Consider the following 20870-nt stretch of genomic DNA (forward strand, 5'->3'; position numbering starts at 1 on the left):
TTTGTTTTGATTGATAAGCATTTCGCCCGCAGGGGAGAGAGATTGCTTTAGGCGAGGTTGACATATCATCGGGGTTAGGTGCGGATACCGCCAACAGCACAAGAGCTTGACATAGAATAGGTCGAGAACTAGTGTTAAGCCATGCTACAGAAACCACAGCTCGATGTATCAGGGATTGCGTACCGCATGTATTTTTGATACGCAAGGCAAGCTTGCTTGTCCGGCGTCAATTATTTCTTCCTACCGGTAATTTTAATTGTCGCTGGATAACGTTACTACCGTGCAGCAGTGGATAGCTTGAGTAAGGATAGCCGACAACTTCCTTAGTTAAGGGTTAATTTTAGCTGTTCAAGATAGTCAGGGAGGTTTGACCCCAACACCTTGGTTCTTTTGTTATAATTAAGATAAATGCTTGTTTATTGTTTTCTTGATAGGAGAGAGATATGAAATATACACGAATAACAGTTGACCCTAAGCAAATGGGAGGCATTCCTTGCATTAGGGGTTTACGCATTCCTGTAGCAACTGTGGTCGAGATGGTTGCCGATGGGATGACTGAAGATGAGATTCTTCGCACCTTTCCCGACCTTGAACACGAAGATATTCGCGAGGCATTGCATTATGCAGCAGAAGCGGTAAGGGAGCGTGAGCTTCCACTGGTAAAAGTGTCATGAAGTTTCTGATAGATAAGATAGGGGAGGAGCTTCGGGCATACTTGGAAATCCTTATTAGCGACAGGCAAAGAGTGCCTGTCGGCGAGGCGGCTTTTTAGCAGGAGGGTAGCCGATGTGCGTCCCTGTTTCCAAGGAGGTCTGACCCCGCTCAGCCCCGCTCAGCAGAGGCTCCTAACTTTGCGAGGTAAATTTCTCTTTAATCCACATTCTTACCAAAGAGGTGTAACTGAGGCCTTTCTCTTGCGCGATTATTTTAAGTTTTTCGATTTCATTTGGCTCAAGCCTAAAAGTGATTTGCGCTTTTCTTGGACGAACAAATCTAGCCTGAGCTTCTTCGGTATCTTTTGCAAACTCAGAGAAATCATGCGTTACCCAAAACTCTCTTATGTCTTCGACTGTCTTAAACTCGGGTATTTTTTTCATAGCTTTTATTATTTACCCCTCCTATGATAATATTTTCGCTCTTTTTCAGTCATGTCTCGAGCAGTAACAACACATTTATTGAGCAACACTCGATGTTACGCATTCGATAGCAATGGTTTAAGATTAGTGCTTTGTATATAATATAATCGAGATTATAGCTCAGGGGATTAAGGAGTAGAACTTATGAATTTACAATTAACTATTGAGATATGGAAAAAAGGCACTTGGTATTTGGCAAGAACTCCAGAGCTGGACTTTATTTCTCAGGGAGAAACAGTTGAAGAAGCAAAAAAGAATCTTTTAGAAGTTGTAAAAATGCAATTTAGAGAGATGGGTGACTTAGGAACCCTTGAGGAGTATCTAGCTGAGCATGGTTTTGAAACTAAAGATGATACTCTGGTGTCGCAAGCTGAGATAATCGGCTTTGAAAAATCGATGATTAAGGTATCCTAATGCCAAGATTAACCCCTGCTAATTGGAGGACTCTTGTGAAGATGTTTCAGATGTTTGGATGTGAATATAAACGCAAGGAAGGTTCCCATCATGTCTTGCGCTATCCCGGTGCAAAGCGAGCGGTTGTGATTCCTGAATATAATGAGGTAGACGTTGAAATTATCAAGAACAACATGCGAACTGTTGGCATGACCAGAGAACAATATTTTGATTTACTTGGTAAAGTATAATGACCTGGTCGGTTGTGCGCGGTATCAAGCGAAGAGACATCTTTGTTAGATAATCCAGGGGGTCAGACCTCGTTATCCCCATTTACCAGCGTATTAGTAGCTCTACAAGGCTCGATGTATCAGGGGTTGTGCACCGCATGTATTTTTGATACGCAAGGCAAGCTTGCTATAATCATATATTAAGATAAAAAGTAAGGTTAGCTTGGTAAAACGAATAGAAACGATTAGAATTGGACATGTATTTCAAGATAATTGGGGCGATTCGGGAGATTGAAACTATTGCGGCAGGTCGTGGAGTAAAGAATTTGAATCGTTTAAATAAGATATACGGAAAAGCAAACTGGAGAAAATTAAAAGGTATTTGCCGGGTAGAATTGGACAACGGCGCTATCTTTGAGGCGGAAGTGCACTGGTACGAAGGGCATGGCATTGGGAAGAGAGAGATAAAGATCAAAAGATATTTATAGGGAGACCGTCATGGGAAGACATTTTATGATATGCGTTGATAACGGCGGTTATGAATCATCACTGGAGACAAGAAAACTCTATGAGGTGTTAACCGACAAAGTGGCTGAAAAACAACATCAGATAAGAGTCGTTGATGAATCAGGCGAGGATTATCTATATCCCGAAAGGTTTTTTGCTCCAGTAAGATTACCCCGTGTCACAAAAGAAAAACTAGAATCGATAACAGCATAGTGCCAGGGGTGCCGGGGGTCAGACCTCATTGTCCCCATTTACCAGCATATCAGTAAATCTATTTTCAAATGCAGTGTTTCCCAAAACTCTCTTATGCCTTCGATAGCCTTAAACTCGGATATTTTTTCACGGCTCGCGCTATTTATCTCTCAGCAGTAAGCAATATAATAATTTGCTTACCGGTATAGACATCCTCCGCTGGTATGAACCGAAAATCAGCCTGCCGACCAATAACAATAGGGGCGCGTGCATGCGAAACTATAAACACAAGCATGACGAAGAGCAAGCGCAACGAAAAGCAAGCGCAAGCAATTATTGCGATTTTTGTGTCGTGTAGCAATTGTGCCTGGTCGAACGGCGCAACGAAAAGCAAACGCAAGCAATTATTGCGATTAAGGTTCAAGAAACAGATAAGAAGTACCACGACTGACAGCCTCTTTGCAGCAACGGAATCATGTTTGCGAAAGAAATTTTTACGCAAGAAAGGAGGTTGTTATGAAGAGATTAATCACGAGTATTATGACCTTTGTTATAACCTTTGCTCTGCTGTTCACGGCCAATGCAGCATTTGCGGCGAGCCAGGGTTCACTTAGTGTCAGCCCCGCAACCGTAGATTCAAACGGGACGGTTTCGGCCACGGGCGGCGGTTTTCAGCCGATGGCCGATGTAACGGTCAAGTTTGACGGGGACGGTGCTAAAGTCGTCAAGTCCGATATCAACGGCAACATATCGTTTAGTTATAAAGTTCCGCCAAGCATAAGCAAGGGTATGCACTCATTATCCGCTCAAGGTCCCTCAAGCGGAACCCATCCTGACGACTCTATCGAACCGTACTCCACCGGAAGCCGGGTTCTTATCGGCTCGTTGAATGTAGTCGAGAAGCGGCCCGTCTTAGGTGAGCAAGTAAAGCCGGAGCAAACAGCTACGCCAAGCAAGCCGGTGGCATCGACAAAAGGGCAATTACCATATACCGGCGGCACACCGCTTTGGGTTCTACTAATAGCCGGTCTGGCCTTAACGGTCGTTGGATTCGGTATCAAAGTGCTTAAGCAAAACTAAAAGGTCTGATTCCTCGTTTGTGTAATACCCGCAAGTAACTCCTAACATCTAGAAGTGTTGGCCGCTGCTCATAAAAGTCACTCGGAATGAGCGAACCCCGAAATCCGGATGTATACGCGCGCAGTATAGAAGTGTGCTCGCTATGCCGACATATACCGTACCGACATATACCGTAGCACCGCGGAAACATTCAGTGCGCAACTGCGTTGGCTGCGACTATATGGCCAGTGGCTGCGACTATATGGCCAGGACTCGAGGCGCACACCGATATGGAGTAAATATGGAAGAGCAACTTGAAATCGTTCAGTTTCTCAAGATAATCGCGAAAAGGAAGGGCATTGTCGTAATCGGCACTGCCCTCTGTGTTCTATTGGCCGTGATTGCGACGATGTACATGACGCCGCGATACGATGCGACAGCCAAAATATTGGTAGCGCAGGCTCAGGCGCCCCTCAACGATCAATCATCCTCTGAATCGTACCAGGCCGTTCTCCTTAGTCAGCAGCTCGCCAAGACCTTTAGTGAGATAATGGTCAGCCGCACGCTGGCAGAGCGGGTCATAACACGGCTGGAGCTTCCTTTGTTGCCCGATGACCTGATGAAAAAAGTAAAGGCGCAGCCGATACGCGACACCCAGCTCATCGTCCTTAAGGTAACGGATGTCGATCCGAAGCGCGCCAAGGATATCGCCAACACCTATGCGGATGAATTCATCGCGTTTATCCCGTCGACCGCTCCCGGGGCATCACAGATGAAGGTCAGCATGGTCGAATCGGCTATCGTAGCGTTGCAACCGGTGACCCCAAAGCCGCTTCTCAACACGGTACTAGCCTTTATGCTCGGTTTGAGTATGAGCATAGGTTTTGCCTTCGTTCTCGAAAAGCTCGACGTGACCGTGAAAGAGCCGGAGATGCTCGAACAACTTCTCGGCATAACGTCGTTAGGCCTCGTGCCGAAATCACAGCAGCCGCTCCTTCTGGGCGACAACAACACTGATACGTCTGAATCGATGAGACGGATCAGGACCAATCTTCAGTACCTCAATTTCGACCAGTCGATACGATCTTTCGCGGTGACGAGCCCCGAGACAGGGGATGGAAAGACCACTTTGGCATCGAATTTAGCGATGGTCTTTGCCCAGGCCGGGCAGAACGTTTTACTTGTCGATTGCGATTTGAGAAGACCGTCCATCGGTAAGGTTTTCCACCTGCGGGAAGCACCAGGGCTCTCAAATGTTCTAATAGGCGCCGCCGACGCCGACTCGGTTGTCGTCGCGAGCGGGGTAGACGGTTTAAGTATTGTTACAAGCGGACCGATTCCGCCGAACCCCGCCGATCTGTTGAATTCGGAGCGCATGGATGATTTGCTGGCAAGATTCGAGAGCCGGTTCGATATTGTTATCCTTGATTGCCCGCCGGTGCCGGCTTTATCCGACACGGTGATTCTTGCGTCGAAAGCCGACGCCGTTCTTATGGTTTCGAGTTTTGGTAGATCGAAGAAAGCCGACATGCTCGCCGCGCGGAACGCGCTTGCCAAGGTGGGCGCGCGAATTCTCGGCTTTGTCATAAACGGTGCACGGACTTCAAAACAGAATGGTTATTATAATCAACCATATACCAGCCGGCAGGCTCTACGTGATGCGCTCCGCAATTTACCCCGCGATATAAGAGGTGGTTGATTACTATCGGTGTCTTAAGAAAGAAGACGAACCAGGATAACTCATCGCGTGTTCATAGGACTAAAGATAACCGCGCTAAGAGAAAAAACACAAGGCTTCTCTTACTCGTGCTTGTGATTCTGCTTGCGCTAACCGCTACGATAGCCGGTCGCAGCATCGTCAGCGACCTGTTAGGCGTGCAAAAGTGGCTCATCAATGGCCAAGATAGTCTGCGGTCGGCCTATATTGCTGCTGAGAAAGGAGAATTCGACAAATCCCAGCTAAACTTCGAACAAGCGCAAAACAGCTTTATGGACGCCGGCATAATCATGAGCAAGCCCGGCGTGACCATGCTTGCGATTGTCCCCGTCGCCAACTCAAACCTCGAAGCGGTTCGTCGTTTGACCGAGGCGGGCATCGAGGTAGCGTATGCCGGCGAGGCACTGACTCAAGCCTCGACGAAGTTCTCTAAAAAACAGGGTAAGTTCGATATCAGCATCGATAACGGAATGGTAGATATTAAACCATTCATAGAGGCACAACCAGATATCGACCGGGCACACCTGCACGTGCTTCAAGCGATGGCGGCTTTCGATAAGATACCCGACGGATATCTTATCCCTCAAATAAAGAGCGCGAAGAAAAGGCTCGGAGAAGAGCTTCCGACGTTGAAAACCCTTGTCTCAAAGGCCAAGGTGACCTTCGATGTCTTACCCGGAGTCATGGGGGGAGAGGGGAAGAGGCGCTATTTCCTCGCGATTCAGAACAATGCCGAACTGCGCGCGACAGGCGGTCTTATCGGCAACTACGGGTTACTGACGGTCGACAACGGCGCCATAAAGCTTGACGAATTCGACGAGATACTCGCCATCGACAATCCAGCCAAACCGATTGACGCCCCCGAGGATTTTGCCGCACGGTATAGCCGTTTTGAAGGGGCGCGCATCTGGTCGAACGTGAACATGAGCCCCGACTTTCCGACTGTAAGCAGGGTCTTGCTCAAGTTCTTTGAGAGCGTGCGGGGTGAGAAGCTCGATGGAGTCATCACCATCGACCCGGTCGGGCTCTCGTACCTGCTCGATGCCATCGGGCCACTCACCCTTGCCGATACGGGTGTCACGATTGACTCGGGCAACGCTGTCGAGTGGACGCTTGTCAAGGCGTACAAGGATTTTCCACAGCGTGACACGCGCAAGGATTTCTTGGCGGATATCGCGCAAGCGGTCTGGGGGCGCATCATCACCGGGCAGGTGGCGGATAAATCGAAACTCGTAGAGCAGTTCGGGCTGGCGTTATCTGAAAAACATATGGCTTTGTACAGCACCGACGAAAGCGAGCAAAAGATAGCGGAGAGTCTGGGTTATGCCGGTGAGTTGATGCCGACGACCAATGACTATCTACAGGTCGTTATGCAAAACCACGGGGCGAACAAGGTCGATATCTATATGCACCAAGAGATAAAGCATACGATTGATTTGAGACCGGACGGCTCGGGGCTCGCGACCCTGTCTATCGATATTTCAAACAAAACTCCGGCTTCAGGCCTGCCGACCTATGTTACAGGCGAGAACTCCTTAGGGGCCAAGGGCGGTCTGAGCAACACATGGCTGAGTGTCTATGTGCCGAAGGGCGCCCAATTGCTGAGCGCAAAACTTGACGGCGAGGCCGGTGTAATCGAGATAAACCGCGAAAAAGACAAGACGGTCTTTTCGAGATATGTAAAAGTACCACCCGGTGCGAACAAGGTCGTGGAGTTATCGTATGAGCTGCCGTATGTGCTTGTCTTCGATAAGAGCGGCATTGACTATAGATTTGACTGGCAGGCTCAGCCGGTCATCAATAAGCCCACCGTCACGTCGAGGGTTACGCTTCCCGACGGGTTTGCCATCAGCGAGTTGCCCGACGGGTTTGCGCGGAAGGGCCACAACGCCGCGTACTCCGGAACACTCTCAAAGGACAAGTCCTTTGATTTTGGGCTTATCGATAACCGATAGAGAAGTAGAGATAACCTTACATTGCCGCACGCCTCGCGCGAATGAACGCGAGACAGGCTGCAAGCGAATGAACGCGAGACAGGCTGCAAGCGAATGAACGCGAGACAGGCTGCAAGCGAATGAACGCGAGACAGGCTGCGAGAAAGAACTGGAGGAACGGCGCAAGTGAGGAAAGAGCGCTCAAAAGACACTTTGAACAAAATTTCTAACCTGATGCTGGCTGTCGGGCTTATTTGCCTGGTGGTGCCAGCCGGCCTATGGCTTAACGCAAAATACTACCAGTGGAATGAAGCTAAAAAATGGCAGCCGATTGCACGCGTTTCGGCCGATAGTGACCGCTCGGCCTCGGTTGCCGTGAAAGACGGCGACGATAACATTGGTGGGTCTACCGATGGGAGTGCCACCGCCGGCGATATCGCTGACTTAGTAGCCGACGGTCCAGCGGCTACGGGGAAGAGTATCGGGTTTATCGTCATACCAAAGCTTGACCTCAACCTTAGCATTATAGAGGGTGAGACCTGGACCAATCTGGCAAAAAGCCCCGCACGTGTCTCAAAGACCGCACAAATCGGCGCCATCGGTACTTCACTTATATCGGGACACCGCACCATGTTCTCGGCGCCCTTCCGCGACCTCGACCGGCTGGATATCTCGGACCGTGTGTTCGTCTATACCGAGCAAGCGCTTTTTGTATACACGGTCATCGGGATAAAAAGAGTAAAACCGGACGACTGGAGTGATATAGAATCGGGTGTTGAGCGAAGACTCGTACTCTCGACCTGCGACCCTGTGTACTCGGCGGCCAAACGTCTCTTAGTCATAGCGCGGTTGAGCAACGCTCAAAAGCTGGACGACGCGAAATAGCAGCGGGACGAGGGCTTTGCGAACTGCCGGACATCTCGTGTTAGGCGGCCGTCGGCGGCGAGCGGTGCCCTCAAGAGTCGATCTCTTAAGCCCGATAGAATAGGGGATCGAGGGGTACGATATCGGCGCTAAAAGTAGGCGATTATGTCAATATTAAACAATGATGTGGCCGAGCAACCTTGTACGGCACGAGCGGAGCTTTTTCAAAGCATAATAAGGCAGCTAAAACTTACAAGGCTGAAGCAGCCTGTTTTTTTGTTGGTCGACGCGGCGCTCGTCGTTATCGCACTTTTCATGTCGTTCTTGCTGCGTTTCGGCATGAGCGTCCCGCAGACCTATATGGCTACTCTCATCGCAATCCTGCCGATTGCGATATTGACGAAAGTGCCGGTCTTTTATGCCTTCGGTTTCTATCAACAACTGTGGCAATACGCGAGTATGAAAGAGGGCCTCAGGTTGTTGGGCGGGATAACATCCGCCTCGTTTCTGTTTCTCGGAGTTCTCTGGTTGAGCCAAAATATTACCATCCCGCGCGGAGTGTTTATCATCGACTGGATGCTGACTTTGTCGCTCATCGGCGGGAGTTATTTTTTGATTCGAGCCCAAAAAGACCTCTTTCCGACACTCAACTTCGCAGTCCATGACGGGGAACGGACACAGGTCATTATCGTCGGCGCCGGCGCCGCGGGGAGCGGCCTTGTCAAACAGATGCAGTCGAGCCCGGAGTGCGGCTACCGGCCCATCGCGATATTAGACGATGACCCCGCGAAGAACGGGCTGATGATTCACGGCATCGAGGTTGTAGGGGCAAGTACGGCAATCCCGACTATCCTGGCGAAATATCCTGTCGACGAGATAATCCTGGCGATTCCTTCGGCTGCGGTGAGAGATAGACGGCGCATTGCGCTGGAGTGCCGGGAGATAGGCATTGCCTGCAAGACCGTACCCGACCTCTCCGAACTCGTCGGCGGCAACATAAGCCTCTCGCAGATTCGCGATATCGACCCCAAGGAACTGCTCGGCAGAAAAGAGGTCGATACCGATTTAAGAGATACGATTACCTGCTATAAAAACAGGACCGTACTGATAACCGGAGCGGCAGGTTCCATTGGCTCTGAGATTTGCCGCCAGGTCGTTTACCTGAAACCGGCCAGAGTCATCGCCACCGATATCTCGGAGAACGGGCTCTACCACCTCGACGAAGAGATGCGGGCTAGTTTAAACTTGGGCCGGGCGCCGCTTGAGATTAATATAATGGATGTTCGGGACAAGCACGCTATCGAGCGGGCCTTTAACGCATACAAACCGGACATAGTATTCCACGCTGCGGCCTACAAGCATGTGCCGATGATGGAGAACCATATGCTCGAGGCTATGGAGAACAATTTTGTCGGTACGCGTAATGTGATAGAAGCCGTTACACGCCATAAGTGCGAGCGGTTCACGCTCATATCTACCGATAAGGCCGTCAACCCGACAAGCGTCATGGGTCTATCGAAACAACTGGGAGAACGGTCTGTGCGGGCGGCGGCAAGCAAGGACGGCGGCACCAAGTTCATGGCGGTCAGGTTCGGCAATGTTTTGGGGAGTAACGGCAGTGTTATTCCTAAGTTTAAGAGGCAGATTCGCGACAATGAACCGATAACCGTCACCCATCGCGAAATAACCCGGTACTTCATGACTATCCAAGAAGCGGTATACCTGGTTACCCAGGCGACCGCTATCGGCAAGGGCGGGGAAGTCTTCGTACTCGATATGGGTGAGCCGATAAACATCTATGATTTAGCCGTGAGCATGGTGCGGCTCTCGGGTTTTGAGCCCGATGAGGATATACCGATTCAGGTGACGGGTTTGAGGCCGGGAGAGAAGTTGTATGAAGAACTATTTGCCGAAGGGGAAAGCATTAATCGAACCATTCATCCTAAGATAAACGAGGCATGGAACGAGTACGACAGGGTTGCGGATGCCGGGTTCCTGAAAGGGCTTGAAAATATCGTTAGAACGGGCGACGAGAAGAGGCTTGCAAGAAAATTGAGCGATGTGTCTATTGCGGCATCCGGCAAATTCGACACGAACGTTCGCTTTGGGGCTTAGTTTCAAGCATTGCTCCGGCGATTAATTATCTGAATTGCTAATAAGCGTGTCACAAGCTCATGCAAGTGAAATACGAGATAAAAATTTAAAATTAAGTCACCGGCGTAATAATAATGGTGGTGTAAGGTCATTGCAGCAGAACGATGCAGGAAAATTTCAGGTAAACATTGCAGCTGAGCCCATAATGGTTTCCGGACTATCGTTGAGGCAGAACTTCTCTTGGACCCTCGTCGGCAATATTGTCTATGCGGCCTGCCAGTGGGGGATGCTCGTCGTCCTCGCGAAGATGGGCAGCCCGGTGATGGTCGGGCAGTTCGCGTTGGGGCTGGCTGTAACTGCTCCCATTATCATGTTTGCAAATTTGCAGTTGCGGGCTGTGCAAGCGACCGATGCCCGGCACGAATACCTCTTCGACGACTACCTTAGCCTTCGTTTAGCCACGACCATTGCGGCGCTTGCTGCTATCGCAGGTGTGGTTATTTTCTCGGGATATAGAAGCGAGACGGCGCTTGTAATCTTGGCCGTGGGCGTGGCTAAGGCGTTCGAAGCGATAAGCGATGTCTTCTATGGACGGCTGCAGCAGCATGAGCGTATGGATAGAATCGCCAAATCGATGATAATAAAGGGCCCGCTGTCATTGCTGGCCCTTGGTTTTGGCGTTTATCTTACTGATAGTACGCTGTGGGGCGCGGTAGGACTGGCTGTTGCTTGGGCACTCGTGCTCGTCAGCTACGATGTGCGCAGTGGCTTGACGCTTAAGGGGCGGGATGCAGGTGTGGCTGATGTATCTGCTGATGGGGGTCGCCGGGTGGCACCGAGGCCTCGCTGGATCAACAAAACATCGTTCGCCTTAATTAAGTTGTCGCTACCTCTCGGCTTCGTGATGCTGCTGATATCACTTAACGCAAACATCCCGCGCTATTTTATCGAGCATTATCTCGGCGAGCGGGAGCTAGGCATCTTCGCCGCCATCGCCTATCTTATGGTGGCCGGGGGCATGGTAGTAAATGCGCTCGGGCAATCCGCAAGCCCGCGTTTGGCTAAGCATTATGCCGCGGCTGAGGCCAAGCCGTTTCGACATTTGCTCGGCAAGCTTATCGCGATATCTGCGTTGTTGGGTCTTGCGGGCGTGGCAATCGTTGCGGTTGCCGGCGAGACCATCTTAACGATGATATACAAGCCTGAGTATGCGCAACATCTCGATGTTTTTCTTCTACTCATGGTAGCGACGGGGCTTGGTTTTAGCGCCTCGTTTTTAGGTTATGCGATGACAGCGGCGCGGTACTTCAGGGTGCAAGCACCGCTATTTGCTATGGTAACGGCGGTGTCAATACTAACATGTTTATGGTTGGTCCCGTTATATGGGCTCAGCGGTGCGGCTGTGGCGCTAGTTATCGCTGCGGCGGTGCAGCTCTTGGGCAGCCTGGCGATTACCGTATTTGCGATTTATAAACTTAGCATTTGCGCGAAGGTGGCGATGGCTCATGACTCCATCTAGCGTGAGACCCATAAGGATAATGCACGTAGTCGGCGGCATGGAGCGCGCGGGCACCGAAACATGGCTCATGCATGTTTTGCGAAACATCGACCGCGACGCGTTCCAGATGGACTTTGTCGTCCACACCGACCAGCCCTGCGCTTTCGACGAAGAGATTCGGGACCTAGGCTCAAAGGTCATACCTTGCTTGAATCACGCCAATCCGGTCGCCTACGCCTGCAATTTCAACCGGATTCTGCGGCGTCACGGGCCTTACGATGTTGTCCATAGCCATGTTCACAATTTCAGCGGCTATATTCTGTGGCTTGCGCGCCGGACTGGAGTGCCTATGCGCATCGCACATAGCCACCTCGATACCAGTGACTTTGATGATGCCTCATCGCACGTCAGGCGTCTATATATATCTTTAACAAAGCGGATGATGAGAAATAGCGCGACCCATGGTTTGGCAGCGAGCGAGAAGGCGGCCATAGCTTTGTTTGGTGAGGATTGGGCGGCCGATGCCAGATGGCAGATTCTTTATTGCGGCATCGACTTGAATCCCTTTGCCGAACCGGTCGACGCAACGGTCGTGCGCGCAGAATTGGGCATAGCCGCCGACTCGTTCGTCCTCGGGCATGTCGGCAGGTTTATGGAGCAGAAAAACCACGGATTTCTAATCGATATCGCAGTGGAGGTCGCGCGTCGTGAGTCGAATATGCGCTTGCTGCTGGTCGGCGATGGTCTTTTACAGGAGGAGATTAGACAAAAAATCGTTGATAAGGGTCTTGCGGACTATGTGATTATGGCTGGCGTACGTGAAGACGTGGCGAGGCTTATGCTCGGAGCTATAGATGTTTTCGTCTTTCCTTCGCTATATGAGGGACTTGGCCTTGTATTAATTGAAGCCCAAGCAGCTGGTCTTCCATGCGTCATCTCAGACGTGATTCCCAGCGAAGCCGATCTTGACGGTCGGCTAATATCACGACAACCGCTTGCGACGTCAGCCTCGGAGTGGGCGGAAGTCATACTGACATTAAACCGACATTCTCTAAACACTGACAAAATCGAGTATTTTATGAAGGTTAAGCGGAGCGATTTTAATATAGCGTCAAGTATGAGTAAATTAGTAGAGGTCTATTATGGCTAGCCATACGCCCGCGGAGTTCAACGCAATACTCAAAGCGTCGCAGCAGGAAGCGTCGAGCGGACCGGCCGAGACGCTACGGTTGCGAAAAAGCAGAATGCTTTTTTTTGCGCTTGGTTTCTATCTGTTGGCACAGGCCTTCATGATACCGGTTCGGGCCGTCGGGCCGTCGTGGGCCATCTGGCCGACGCTTGCCGACATCGCACTGCTCATGCTCTTGTTGGCGTTCTTGCCGTACATAGCGGCCGGCTTAAGGGTTATTTCGCAAGCAAATAAAGTGGTTTTCAATAATCTATTGATTGTTTTTTGTGGCGCGGCCTTGTCATACTTCGTCTTTATTCGTTTCTATCCCGGATGGAGTCCTGACGCCGCATTCGATCGCTCTAATGTTATCTTCGGCGCATTCCAGCTTTACCGGTTGGCTCAATTTATCCTCATATTCTGGATAACTGCGCAGATACCCCTTACCGAGAAGCGCATCACTGTGCTTCGTCGAATCGTCGATGGCGCCTTCATATTTACGACTATCACGGTTGTCCTTACATATTTCGATATTCTTCCGAAAAGCGCTCTTGTCGCGCACTTGCCCTCTGATTTAAGCGTCGCCGGTCCCTGGGTTTTTTATTCCACGAGTTTCGCCGGCAAGGGCTGGGGAACGATAGGATACAACCACGCATATGTAGCCGCGCAGTTGCTCATGCTCGCTGCCCTGCGTATATACCTGAGTTCGGCCAGCAAAGCGTTCGCCAACGGGACAATATTGTTTGTGACTACGCTGGCGATATTTATGAGCGGGAGCCGTGCCGGCTTGGCGGCGGCACTGCTTTTTGCGGTAACGGTTCTGTACAAGAAGCCGATTTACATAATAGCCATAGTCGTTATCGGGGCGGTCGCAGTGCTGGCCTCCATGAGCTTGGTTGGTGGTTTATCGGTTGCGGATAGCTCGTTCAGTCTCATAGGTTCGACGTTCGAACGGCAATTAGCCCTCGGTAGTGCATACGAGTCTGAGAGCTTGAACGGCAGGGACACGATATGGTTAGACTATCTGGTGCGCCTCAATGAGGCGCCCAAGCTCTGGGTCTTCGGGTCAGGGTTTGGCGCGGCGGGCGGTCAAAACGCCCACCTTCTCTATTTACAAATAATCTATGAGGTCGGCTTGATAGGCCTAGTAGTGTTCGCATGGCTTATACACAGGGTGCTTTCTTATTTAAGTGTATGCGAGCGGGGTGTCAAGCCACTATTTTGGGTTACGATTGCTTTCTTGCTATCGGGTTTCTCGCAAGAGACGTTCTATCCGGTTCCGTCGTTCGGACACTTTTTAGGTTTTTATCTTTGCTCGTTGGCGATAGCGCTTCGTGTGCGTGAGGTTGACGATGAAAGTGAGCAAGGCCCGGATTTTGGATGCGGCACAAACATGACAGCATAGTAGGGCGAGCTGACATGGGGTTACAGGCAGAATGATGGCAGTAGTGGCGCATATACATAAGCCGATTATATCAAGGAGCTTATCAAATTGAACTTCATCGTATTTCTGGAGTCACTTTCTCTAAGTCTCGGTGGTAAAGCACTTAAGGAGGTTGTTGGTTAGATCATGCGTGTTTCCATTGGTCTTCCTTTTTATAATGCACAGCGCACGCTTGCTGATGCAATTCGCTCAATATTTGCACAAACTATTGACGACTGGGAACTCATCCTTGTCGATGACGGTTCGTCCGATGGCTCTGCTGACATCGCGCGTGCTGTGAGCGATCCACGAGTCAGGGTTGTGAGTGGTGGTGTCAATAAAGGACTTCCTTGCAGGCTAAATCAGATCGCACGGCTGGCTAAAGGTGAATATATTGCGCGCATGGATGCCGATGACCTGATGCATCCTGACCGATTAGCCCTTCAACTACAGTATCTTGACGCAAATCCGACGGTCGATGTCGTTTTTACGGCGATATACACGATAGACGAGAATAACATACCGGTCGGTGCTCGAAGTTTTGCAGAGCTTGACCTTAGGCCTAAAGCTTTATTGCGACACGCCTTGGCAGCTCATGTGACCATGATGGGCCGCGTAGAGTGGTTTCGCGACAACCTTTATGATGGTAATTTTGTTCGCGCTGAAGACCATGAATTATGGTGTCGCACCTACGGACATACCGCCTTTGACAAGATTCGACAACCACTGCTTTTTGTTCGTGAACCTACCGATGTAAATCTCAACAACTACTTGCACAGCTGCAAAACAGATCGGAAGATATTTAAGATATATGGTCCTTCGATGGTGGGGTGGCCTACAACAATAGAACTTGTGGTCAAATCGCATCTTAAAGGTCAGCTTTACCGCGTTTTTACGGCGTTGGGCAAGCAAGATGCTCTCCTCAGGATGAGAAACAATACGCTCAGCGAACACGAAAAGGAAACAGCAGCGCAGGTTATTCAACACATATTAGCGGCTCATGTACCTGGCTTTACCGCCTATGTATTACGTGAGGAGTGCTTAATGTGATATACGGATGGTGGACCGGGTTTGATGTGAAATGCTAAGTGCAAGACTGCGGGGTCTAATGGTGATGTTTAAACCAAGAGATTCACACATAATAAATTTGTCGAAGGCTGGGCCAACGATTATATGCATGACCACGGTACCTCAGACACTAAGATTTTTTGTTGGTCAAATCGGATATTTGAAGGAGCGGGGTATAGACGTCCATTGTCTGTCCTCACCAGGTCCGGAGCTTGACGAATTTGCTTTGTGTGAACGAGTTCCTGTTCACGCCATTGAAATGCCTCGACGCATAACGCCCTTGCGCGACATTGCAGCGGTTCTAAGAATCTGGCGGCGATTGCACATCGTTAAGCCACACATTGTTCATGCCCACACGCCCAAAGGCGGACTACTTGGAATGGTGGGTGCATGGTTGGCGCGAGTGCCCGTACGCATCTATCATATTCACGGTTTACCCTTCATGACCGCTACGGGATACAAAAGGGTCCTGCTAATATTGACCGAGAAATTGGCTTGCCGCCTTGCCGACCAAGTCTTATGTGTCAGCGACTCGATTCTCGGGGTGGCTGTGGGCGCGGGCATTTGTCAGGCAAACAAAATCAAGGTGCTGCATAACGGGAGCATTAATGGCGTCGACTCAAAAGCGATGTTCAATCCGATGAAAAAAACACAGGACGCGCGGACTCGTGTCTGTGAAAACTACAATATTCCAGAAGAGGCTCGAATTATCGGCTATGTCGGCCGAATCGTTCGCGATAAGGGTATCGCGGAATTAGCAGGCGCCTGGAACGTTTTGCGGAAGCAATCCCCGGAATTTCATCTGGTCGTCGTCGGGGCCTTCGAATCGCAAGACCCTGTACAAGAAGACGTAATACAAATGCTTTATGATGATGCGCGCGTGCATTTCACTGGCAGAGTCAAGGACCCCTCGGAGCTGTACGGGGTGATGGATGTCCTAGCTTTGCCGAGTTATCGCGAGGGATTCCCTGTTGTGCCCATGGAGGCCGCCGCCATGGCGGTGCCCGTCGTGGCGACCCGTGTGCCCGGCTGTATCGACGCGGTCCAAGACAATGTGACCGGTGCGCTCGTGCCTGCATATGACGCGGCGGCGCTGCGAGAAGCGATCGCGCGGTATCTACAAGACCCCGAGTTGCGGCGAGCCCATGGGCAGGCTGGGCGAATGCGAGTTGAGCGCGATTTTCAGCCGGAGGTGATATGGGAAGCGCTCTATGCTGAATATGGCCGCTTATTGAAGGAGAAGCGGCTTTTTTCAGATTCCACGGAATCAAAACATGCGCATAGTATACCGGGAAAGAAGAGCTATCGTTTTCTCATAAGTAGAGCCCTAAAAGCAGCGATAGATTTTGGCGTAGCTTTAGTAGGGCTAGTCGTGCTCAGCCCTTTGCTGGTTGCTATAGCCTTATTAGTCCGAATATATTTAGGGTCACCGGTGCTGTTCCGTCAGGAGCGCCCTGGTTTTAAAGGCGCGCCGTTTATCATCTATAAGTTTCGAACGATGAGCAACGCACGCGATTCACACGGCGAACTCTTGCCCGACGAAGAACGTCTCAATCGTCTTGGGAGTTTCTTACGAAGTTCAAGCCTTGATGAGTTGCCGGAACTCTTAAACGTATTAAAAGGGGAGATGAGCCTGGTCGGGCCGCGTCCCTTAATGATGGAGTATCTCGACAGATATACGCCCGAGCAAGCGCGCAGGCATGACGTGAAGCCCGGAATAACCGGTTGGGTGCAGATCAATGGTCGCAATTTACTGACTTGGGATGAGAAATTTGTCTTAGACCTCTGGTATGTAGATAACTGGACATGGTGGCTTGATGTCAAGATATGCCTGATGACAGTACTCAAGGTGCTAAAACGAGAAGGAATAAGTGCTGAAGGGTATGCAGTAATGCCCGAGTTTATGGGGTCGGAGAAGAAATAGCCGATTAGGTTTTAGTTACGGATTTATAAAGAGAGGCGTACTTTGATGAAGGAAATACCGTCTCGTTGGGAACATGGTTCTGAATTTCACCTTTTTTCATACGATCAGCAGAACTCAATCTCTATTCCCTGGAGCGATAGTGGACAGCTATTTGGTTCCGGACGCTATGCGTTTCGCGCGCTGCTGCAGCACGGCGTAGCTACTCGCGGGTGGCGCCGGTTGTGGATGCCAAGCTATTTTTGTCCGCCGGTTGTGACGGCCGCGTTATCAACAGGGATAAAAGTAGCTATATATGACGATGGTCCTGAGAATATACAGCCGGATTTCAAACTGTTAGATTTTCGAAAGGGTGATGTGCTACACCTTAGCAATTATTTTGGCTTACGCACAAAATACTCTGCTTTGAATATTGACCGAAGCTTAATCGAAGTGATCGAGAATCATACGCACGATCCATGGTCAACCTGGGCGAGGACCAGTAATGCCGACTGGTGTATTGCCTCTTTAAGAAAGACACTTCCTATCCCGGACGGTGGCATTGTCTGGACGCCGAAAGGACACCAGTTACCTGAAGCTGCACCTGTTAGTGATTTGCACCAAAGTGCATCTTTAGAAAAGCTTGCCGCAATGGTTCTTAAGAATTTGTATTTAGAGGGCAAACAGATAGATAAGGAAGTTTTTCGCCGCATGGCTGTTTCAAGCGAGAACCTCCTTGCCGCCGGTGAGATATCCGGAATACCAGACTGGACTGCTAATATGCTTGGCACCTTCCCGGTTGAGGAGTGGCGTCAACAACGACGTCGCAACCATCGCGTCTTGGTAAATGCATTAGCGAACGTATCCTGGCTAAGCGTACTCATGCCTGCGGACGGTGCGGATGTTACGCCTTTTGCTGGAATTCTTATATTTGACAATGCAGCTCGGTGCAGACACATACGCCAGGCGCTGGCAGCTTCGCACATCTACACAGCCGTTCACTGGTCTCTGGATGAACCGGTTATTAAAGGAATACAGCAGAAGCATATTGATTTGAGCAGCCGCTTGTTTTCTGTCCATTGCGATATGCGATATATTGATGCTGATATGGAATATGTCGCATCACTTATCTATAAGTTTGGCGAAGAATATTGCGAAGGAGGAAGTGCGTCGTGATAGCGGAGTTTGTGAAGCCGAATGACGCAAGGTGGTCGCGCATACTCAGAGAAACGCGCCACGATTTCTATCATCTTCCCGAATATATCGAGTTTGCGGCAAAACATGAAGGTGGTGAACCTGTCGTATTCTACGCCGAATACGGGGATGATGTCTTTTTGGCGCCGTTGCTGCTTCGAGGCATTCCGACGGAGCTTGGAAGGGCGCATGGGTTGCGCGATGCGGCGACATCGTATGGATACCCGTCGCCGATACTTAAGAGCGAAAATCGTCCCGCTTCACTCTTGCGCTTCCTGCGAGCATTCGCGCAATGCGCGGTGGAAGAAAGAATCGTCACCGCGTTTATCCGCCTACACCCCATGCTGTCACTGCCCATAGACGGCTTGGAGAAATACGGCGCGCTCTTCCGGCACGGCCAGACCGTCTATATCGACCTTACTTTGCCATCAGAGCAGATTTGGTCGCAGGTCAGGCGTGACCATCGGGCAAACTTACGCAAGTTAGACAAATCCGGGTTTGAAGCGGTCATGGATGATTGGGACTTATACAAGCCTTTTATGCAGCTATACCGGGCCAACATGAACCGCAAGGACGCGAGCGATTTCTATATGTTTTCAGACGACTATTTTCAAGATTTGCGGGAATCGTTGGGCGGGGGGTTGCATCTTTGCGCGGTCTTGTCGCCAGCCGGGGATGTGGCCGCCGCAGGATTGTTTGTTGTCACAAATAAAATAGTACAATTTCATCTTTCCGGCACTGCTGATGGGTATCTTAAGCAAGCGCCCGCGAAGATGATGTTGGATCACGTTTGGCGTTGGGCAAAAGAGGCCGGTAACGAGGTCTTCCACTTGGGAGGCGGTGTTGGGGGCAACGACGATTCGCTTTTCAAGTTTAAGGCCGGGTTCTCCGACTGCCGAGCCGATTTCTATACATACAGGATGGTTCTCGACAAGCAGAAGTATGGCATGCTGATGAACGAGCACGCTGAAGAATTCGCAGACTCAAGTAACGGCGATCCACATTTCTTTCCCGGCTATCGCAAGCCGATGGGGACTCGCGGCTTCGGTGAGCCTACGCTCGAAGGGGCGGTGAGTTCATGAACGTGTTTCTGACGCGCGCAAGGGGTGGTGGAGGAAGAGCTAACCCGGGGTTTAGAAGGGGCGGTGAGTTCATGAACGTGTTTCTGACATGTACAAGGCACTGTAACTATATGGTTGAATACCATAAGAGAACCGCGGTAGGGATGAGTGCGTTCTAGTGAGACTGATAAATACTCTTGCCATCGACGGCGGCAACCCCATCCGCACCAAACCCTTCGCACCGTGGCCTCATTTCGAGCAAGACGAAATCGAGGCGGTTGAGGCTGTCCTAAAATCCGGCAAGGTCAACTACTGGACGGGTGATGAAGGCCGGCATTTCGAGCGTGAATTCGCCGCTTACACCGGCTGCGATTTTGCTGTGGCCTTGGCTAACGGGACGGTCGCGCTCGAACTGGCGCTCTACGCACTCGGCATAGGCCCTGGCGATGATGTTATCGTGCCGAGCCGGACGTTTATCGCATCGGCAAGCGCCATCGTCATGCGGGGTGCGACGCCGGTCATGGCCGATGTCGACCGCGTAAGCCAGAACATAACCGCCGAGACTATCGCGGTGGCCCTTACGCCGAAAACACAGGCCGTTATCGTGGTCCATCTCGCGGGGTGGCCGTGCGACATGGATTCTATCATGGAATTCGCCCGGAAAAACGGCCTCGCGATCATCGAAGACTGCGCCCAAGCGCACGGCGCCAAGTACAAGGGGCGGCCTGTCGGCTCGCTCGGTGATGTCGCAGCGTTCTCGTTCTGCCAGGATAAGATTATAACGACCGGTGGAGAAGGCGGCATGCTTACCACTAACGACAAAGATGTCTGGGAGAAGGCATGGTCGTTTAAGGACCATGGAAAAAGTTATGACGCGGTATTTAACCGCAAGCACCCGCCGGGTTTTCGCTGGGTACATGAGACATTCGGGACGAACTGGCGATTGACCGAGATGCAGTCGACCATCGGCAGGGTCGCGTTGAAGAAACTGGACGCATGGGTCACAGCCCGGCGTGCGCACGCAGGTATTTTAACTGAGCGGTTTTCAAGGCTTCCGGCCCTGCGCGTGACTCAGCCAACAGACGACATTTACCACGCCTATTACAAGTACTATGTGTTTCTCCAACCCGAACTCCTCAAGGACGGGTGGAACCGCGACCGCATCATGGAAGCCATCAACGCCGAGGGCATCCCGTGCTCATCGGGGAGTTGTAGCGAGATATATCTCGAGAAAGCATTCGACAAGGACGGTCTTCGCCCGACTAAACGTCTCGAGGTCGCAAAAGAACTCGGCGAGACGAGCCTCATGTTTCTGGTTCATCCGACCCTGAGCGAAGAAGATATATCCGATACATGCGCCTCAGTCGAGAAGGTCATGGCTGCGGCTACGCGCTAAAGCTCAAGCGCCAGGCTATGTCCAGCTCTTGCCGGC

Annotated in this window: 19 protein-coding genes; 18 read left to right on the top strand and 1 reads right to left on the bottom strand. The window is 50.8% G+C overall.

Annotation, left to right across the window (positions count from 1 at the left end):
• Positions 1–443: 443 nt before the first annotated feature.
• On the top strand, positions 444–674 hold the full coding sequence (locus tag KGZ93_06675) for a DUF433 domain-containing protein (protein ID MBS3909295.1): 231 nt from the start codon (positions 444–446) through the stop codon (positions 672–674).
• Positions 675–845: 171 nt separating this feature from the next.
• On the opposite strand, the gene KGZ93_06680 is transcribed toward KGZ93_06675, so the two are convergent.
• The gene (locus KGZ93_06680) at positions 846–1097 is read right to left on the bottom strand and encodes a hypothetical protein (GenBank protein ID MBS3909296.1); all 252 of its coding nucleotides are present in this window, start codon (positions 1095–1097) and stop codon (positions 846–848) included.
• Between the two features lie 183 nt (positions 1098–1280).
• Here KGZ93_06680 and KGZ93_06685 point away from each other — a divergent pair, with 183 nt between their 5' ends.
• The 17 genes from KGZ93_06685 (at position 1281) to KGZ93_06765 (ending at position 20834) form a co-directional block, all read left to right on the top strand.
• Entirely contained in the window at positions 1281–1550 is a 270-nt protein-coding gene (locus KGZ93_06685) for a hypothetical protein (GenBank protein ID MBS3909297.1), read from the top strand.
• Positions 1550–1780, top strand: coding sequence for a type II toxin-antitoxin system HicA family toxin (locus tag KGZ93_06690; protein ID MBS3909298.1), 231 nt, complete (start codon positions 1550–1552; stop codon positions 1778–1780). The genes KGZ93_06685 and KGZ93_06690 overlap by 1 nt, the downstream gene beginning before the upstream one ends.
• A gap of 236 nt (positions 1781–2016) precedes the next feature.
• A complete protein-coding gene (locus KGZ93_06695) occupies positions 2017–2247 on the top strand; it encodes a hypothetical protein (GenBank protein MBS3909299.1) in 231 nt (76 codons plus the stop codon).
• A gap of 10 nt (positions 2248–2257) precedes the next feature.
• Positions 2258–2479 carry a hypothetical protein gene (locus KGZ93_06700; GenBank protein ID MBS3909300.1) on the top strand — a complete coding sequence of 74 codons (222 nt, stop codon included), beginning with the start codon at positions 2258–2260 and terminating at the stop codon, positions 2477–2479.
• A 495-nt stretch (positions 2480–2974) separates the two neighbouring features.
• Positions 2975–3538, top strand: coding sequence for an LPXTG cell wall anchor domain-containing protein (locus tag KGZ93_06705; protein MBS3909301.1), 564 nt, complete (start codon positions 2975–2977; stop codon positions 3536–3538).
• A gap of 280 nt (positions 3539–3818) precedes the next feature.
• Entirely contained in the window at positions 3819–5216 is a 1398-nt protein-coding gene (locus tag KGZ93_06710) for a polysaccharide biosynthesis tyrosine autokinase (GenBank protein MBS3909302.1), read from the top strand.
• Complete coding sequence (locus KGZ93_06715; protein MBS3909303.1) at positions 5213–7189, top strand: DUF4012 domain-containing protein; 1977 nt, start codon at positions 5213–5215, stop codon at positions 7187–7189. Before KGZ93_06710 ends, KGZ93_06715 begins: the two co-directional genes overlap by 4 nt.
• A gap of 192 nt (positions 7190–7381) precedes the next feature.
• A complete protein-coding gene (locus tag KGZ93_06720; GenBank protein MBS3909304.1) occupies positions 7382–8053 on the top strand; it encodes a class E sortase in 672 nt (223 codons plus the stop codon).
• 144 nt (positions 8054–8197) lie between these two features.
• Entirely contained in the window at positions 8198–10147 is a 1950-nt protein-coding gene (locus KGZ93_06725; protein MBS3909305.1) for a polysaccharide biosynthesis protein, read from the top strand.
• 184 nt (positions 10148–10331) lie between these two features.
• On the top strand, positions 10332–11645 hold the full coding sequence (locus tag KGZ93_06730) for an oligosaccharide flippase family protein (protein ID MBS3909306.1): 1314 nt from the start codon (positions 10332–10334) through the stop codon (positions 11643–11645).
• Positions 11632–12774, top strand: coding sequence for a glycosyltransferase family 1 protein (locus KGZ93_06735; protein ID MBS3909307.1), 1143 nt, complete (start codon positions 11632–11634; stop codon positions 12772–12774). The genes KGZ93_06730 and KGZ93_06735 overlap by 14 nt, the downstream gene beginning before the upstream one ends.
• Entirely contained in the window at positions 12767–14197 is a 1431-nt protein-coding gene (locus KGZ93_06740; protein ID MBS3909308.1) for a hypothetical protein, read from the top strand. The genes KGZ93_06735 and KGZ93_06740 overlap by 8 nt, the downstream gene beginning before the upstream one ends.
• Positions 14198–14362: 165 nt before the next feature.
• Positions 14363–15265 (top strand): glycosyltransferase family 2 protein, encoded by a 903-nt coding sequence (locus KGZ93_06745; GenBank protein ID MBS3909309.1) that lies wholly within the window; start codon positions 14363–14365, stop codon positions 15263–15265.
• A gap of 127 nt (positions 15266–15392) precedes the next feature.
• Entirely contained in the window at positions 15393–17207 is a 1815-nt protein-coding gene (locus tag KGZ93_06750) for a sugar transferase (protein MBS3909310.1), read from the top strand.
• A gap of 45 nt (positions 17208–17252) precedes the next feature.
• Positions 17253–18359, top strand: a complete 1107-nt coding sequence (locus KGZ93_06755) for a hypothetical protein (GenBank protein MBS3909311.1) — start codon at positions 17253–17255, stop codon at positions 18357–18359.
• Positions 18356–19459 (top strand): GNAT family N-acetyltransferase, encoded by a 1104-nt coding sequence (locus KGZ93_06760; GenBank protein MBS3909312.1) that lies wholly within the window; start codon positions 18356–18358, stop codon positions 19457–19459. The genes KGZ93_06755 and KGZ93_06760 overlap by 4 nt, the downstream gene beginning before the upstream one ends.
• Before the next feature lie 166 nt (positions 19460–19625).
• Positions 19626–20834, top strand: coding sequence for a DegT/DnrJ/EryC1/StrS aminotransferase family protein (locus KGZ93_06765; protein ID MBS3909313.1), 1209 nt, complete (start codon positions 19626–19628; stop codon positions 20832–20834).
• Positions 20835–20870 lie beyond the last annotated feature (36 nt).

This window comes from Actinomycetota bacterium (assembly GCA_018333515.1).
Taxonomy (GTDB): Bacteria; Actinomycetota; Aquicultoria; order Aquicultorales; family Aquicultoraceae; genus Aquicultor.

Coding starts and splice junctions, on each gene's coding strand:
- KGZ93_06685 (MBS3909297.1), top strand. CDS start 1,281: ATGAATTTACAATTAACTATTGAGATATGGAAAAAAGGCACTTGGTAT.
- KGZ93_06675 (MBS3909295.1), top strand. CDS start 444: ATGAAATATACACGAATAACAGTTGACCCTAAGCAAATGGGAGGCATT.
- KGZ93_06740 (MBS3909308.1), top strand. CDS start 12,767: ATGGCTAGCCATACGCCCGCGGAGTTCAACGCAATACTCAAAGCGTCG.
- KGZ93_06730 (MBS3909306.1), top strand. CDS start 10,332: ATGGTTTCCGGACTATCGTTGAGGCAGAACTTCTCTTGGACCCTCGTC.
- KGZ93_06705 (MBS3909301.1), top strand. CDS start 2,975: ATGAAGAGATTAATCACGAGTATTATGACCTTTGTTATAACCTTTGCT.
- KGZ93_06710 (MBS3909302.1), top strand. CDS start 3,819: ATGGAAGAGCAACTTGAAATCGTTCAGTTTCTCAAGATAATCGCGAAA.
- KGZ93_06725 (MBS3909305.1), top strand. CDS start 8,198: ATGTCAATATTAAACAATGATGTGGCCGAGCAACCTTGTACGGCACGA.
- KGZ93_06735 (MBS3909307.1), top strand. CDS start 11,632: ATGACTCCATCTAGCGTGAGACCCATAAGGATAATGCACGTAGTCGGC.
- KGZ93_06690 (MBS3909298.1), top strand. CDS start 1,550: ATGCCAAGATTAACCCCTGCTAATTGGAGGACTCTTGTGAAGATGTTT.
- KGZ93_06680 (MBS3909296.1), bottom strand. CDS start 1,097: ATGAAAAAAATACCCGAGTTTAAGACAGTCGAAGACATAAGAGAGTTT.
- KGZ93_06750 (MBS3909310.1), top strand. CDS start 15,393: ATGACCACGGTACCTCAGACACTAAGATTTTTTGTTGGTCAAATCGGA.
- KGZ93_06700 (MBS3909300.1), top strand. CDS start 2,258: ATGGGAAGACATTTTATGATATGCGTTGATAACGGCGGTTATGAATCA.
- KGZ93_06745 (MBS3909309.1), top strand. CDS start 14,363: ATGCGTGTTTCCATTGGTCTTCCTTTTTATAATGCACAGCGCACGCTT.
- KGZ93_06695 (MBS3909299.1), top strand. CDS start 2,017: ATGTATTTCAAGATAATTGGGGCGATTCGGGAGATTGAAACTATTGCG.
- KGZ93_06755 (MBS3909311.1), top strand. CDS start 17,253: ATGAAGGAAATACCGTCTCGTTGGGAACATGGTTCTGAATTTCACCTT.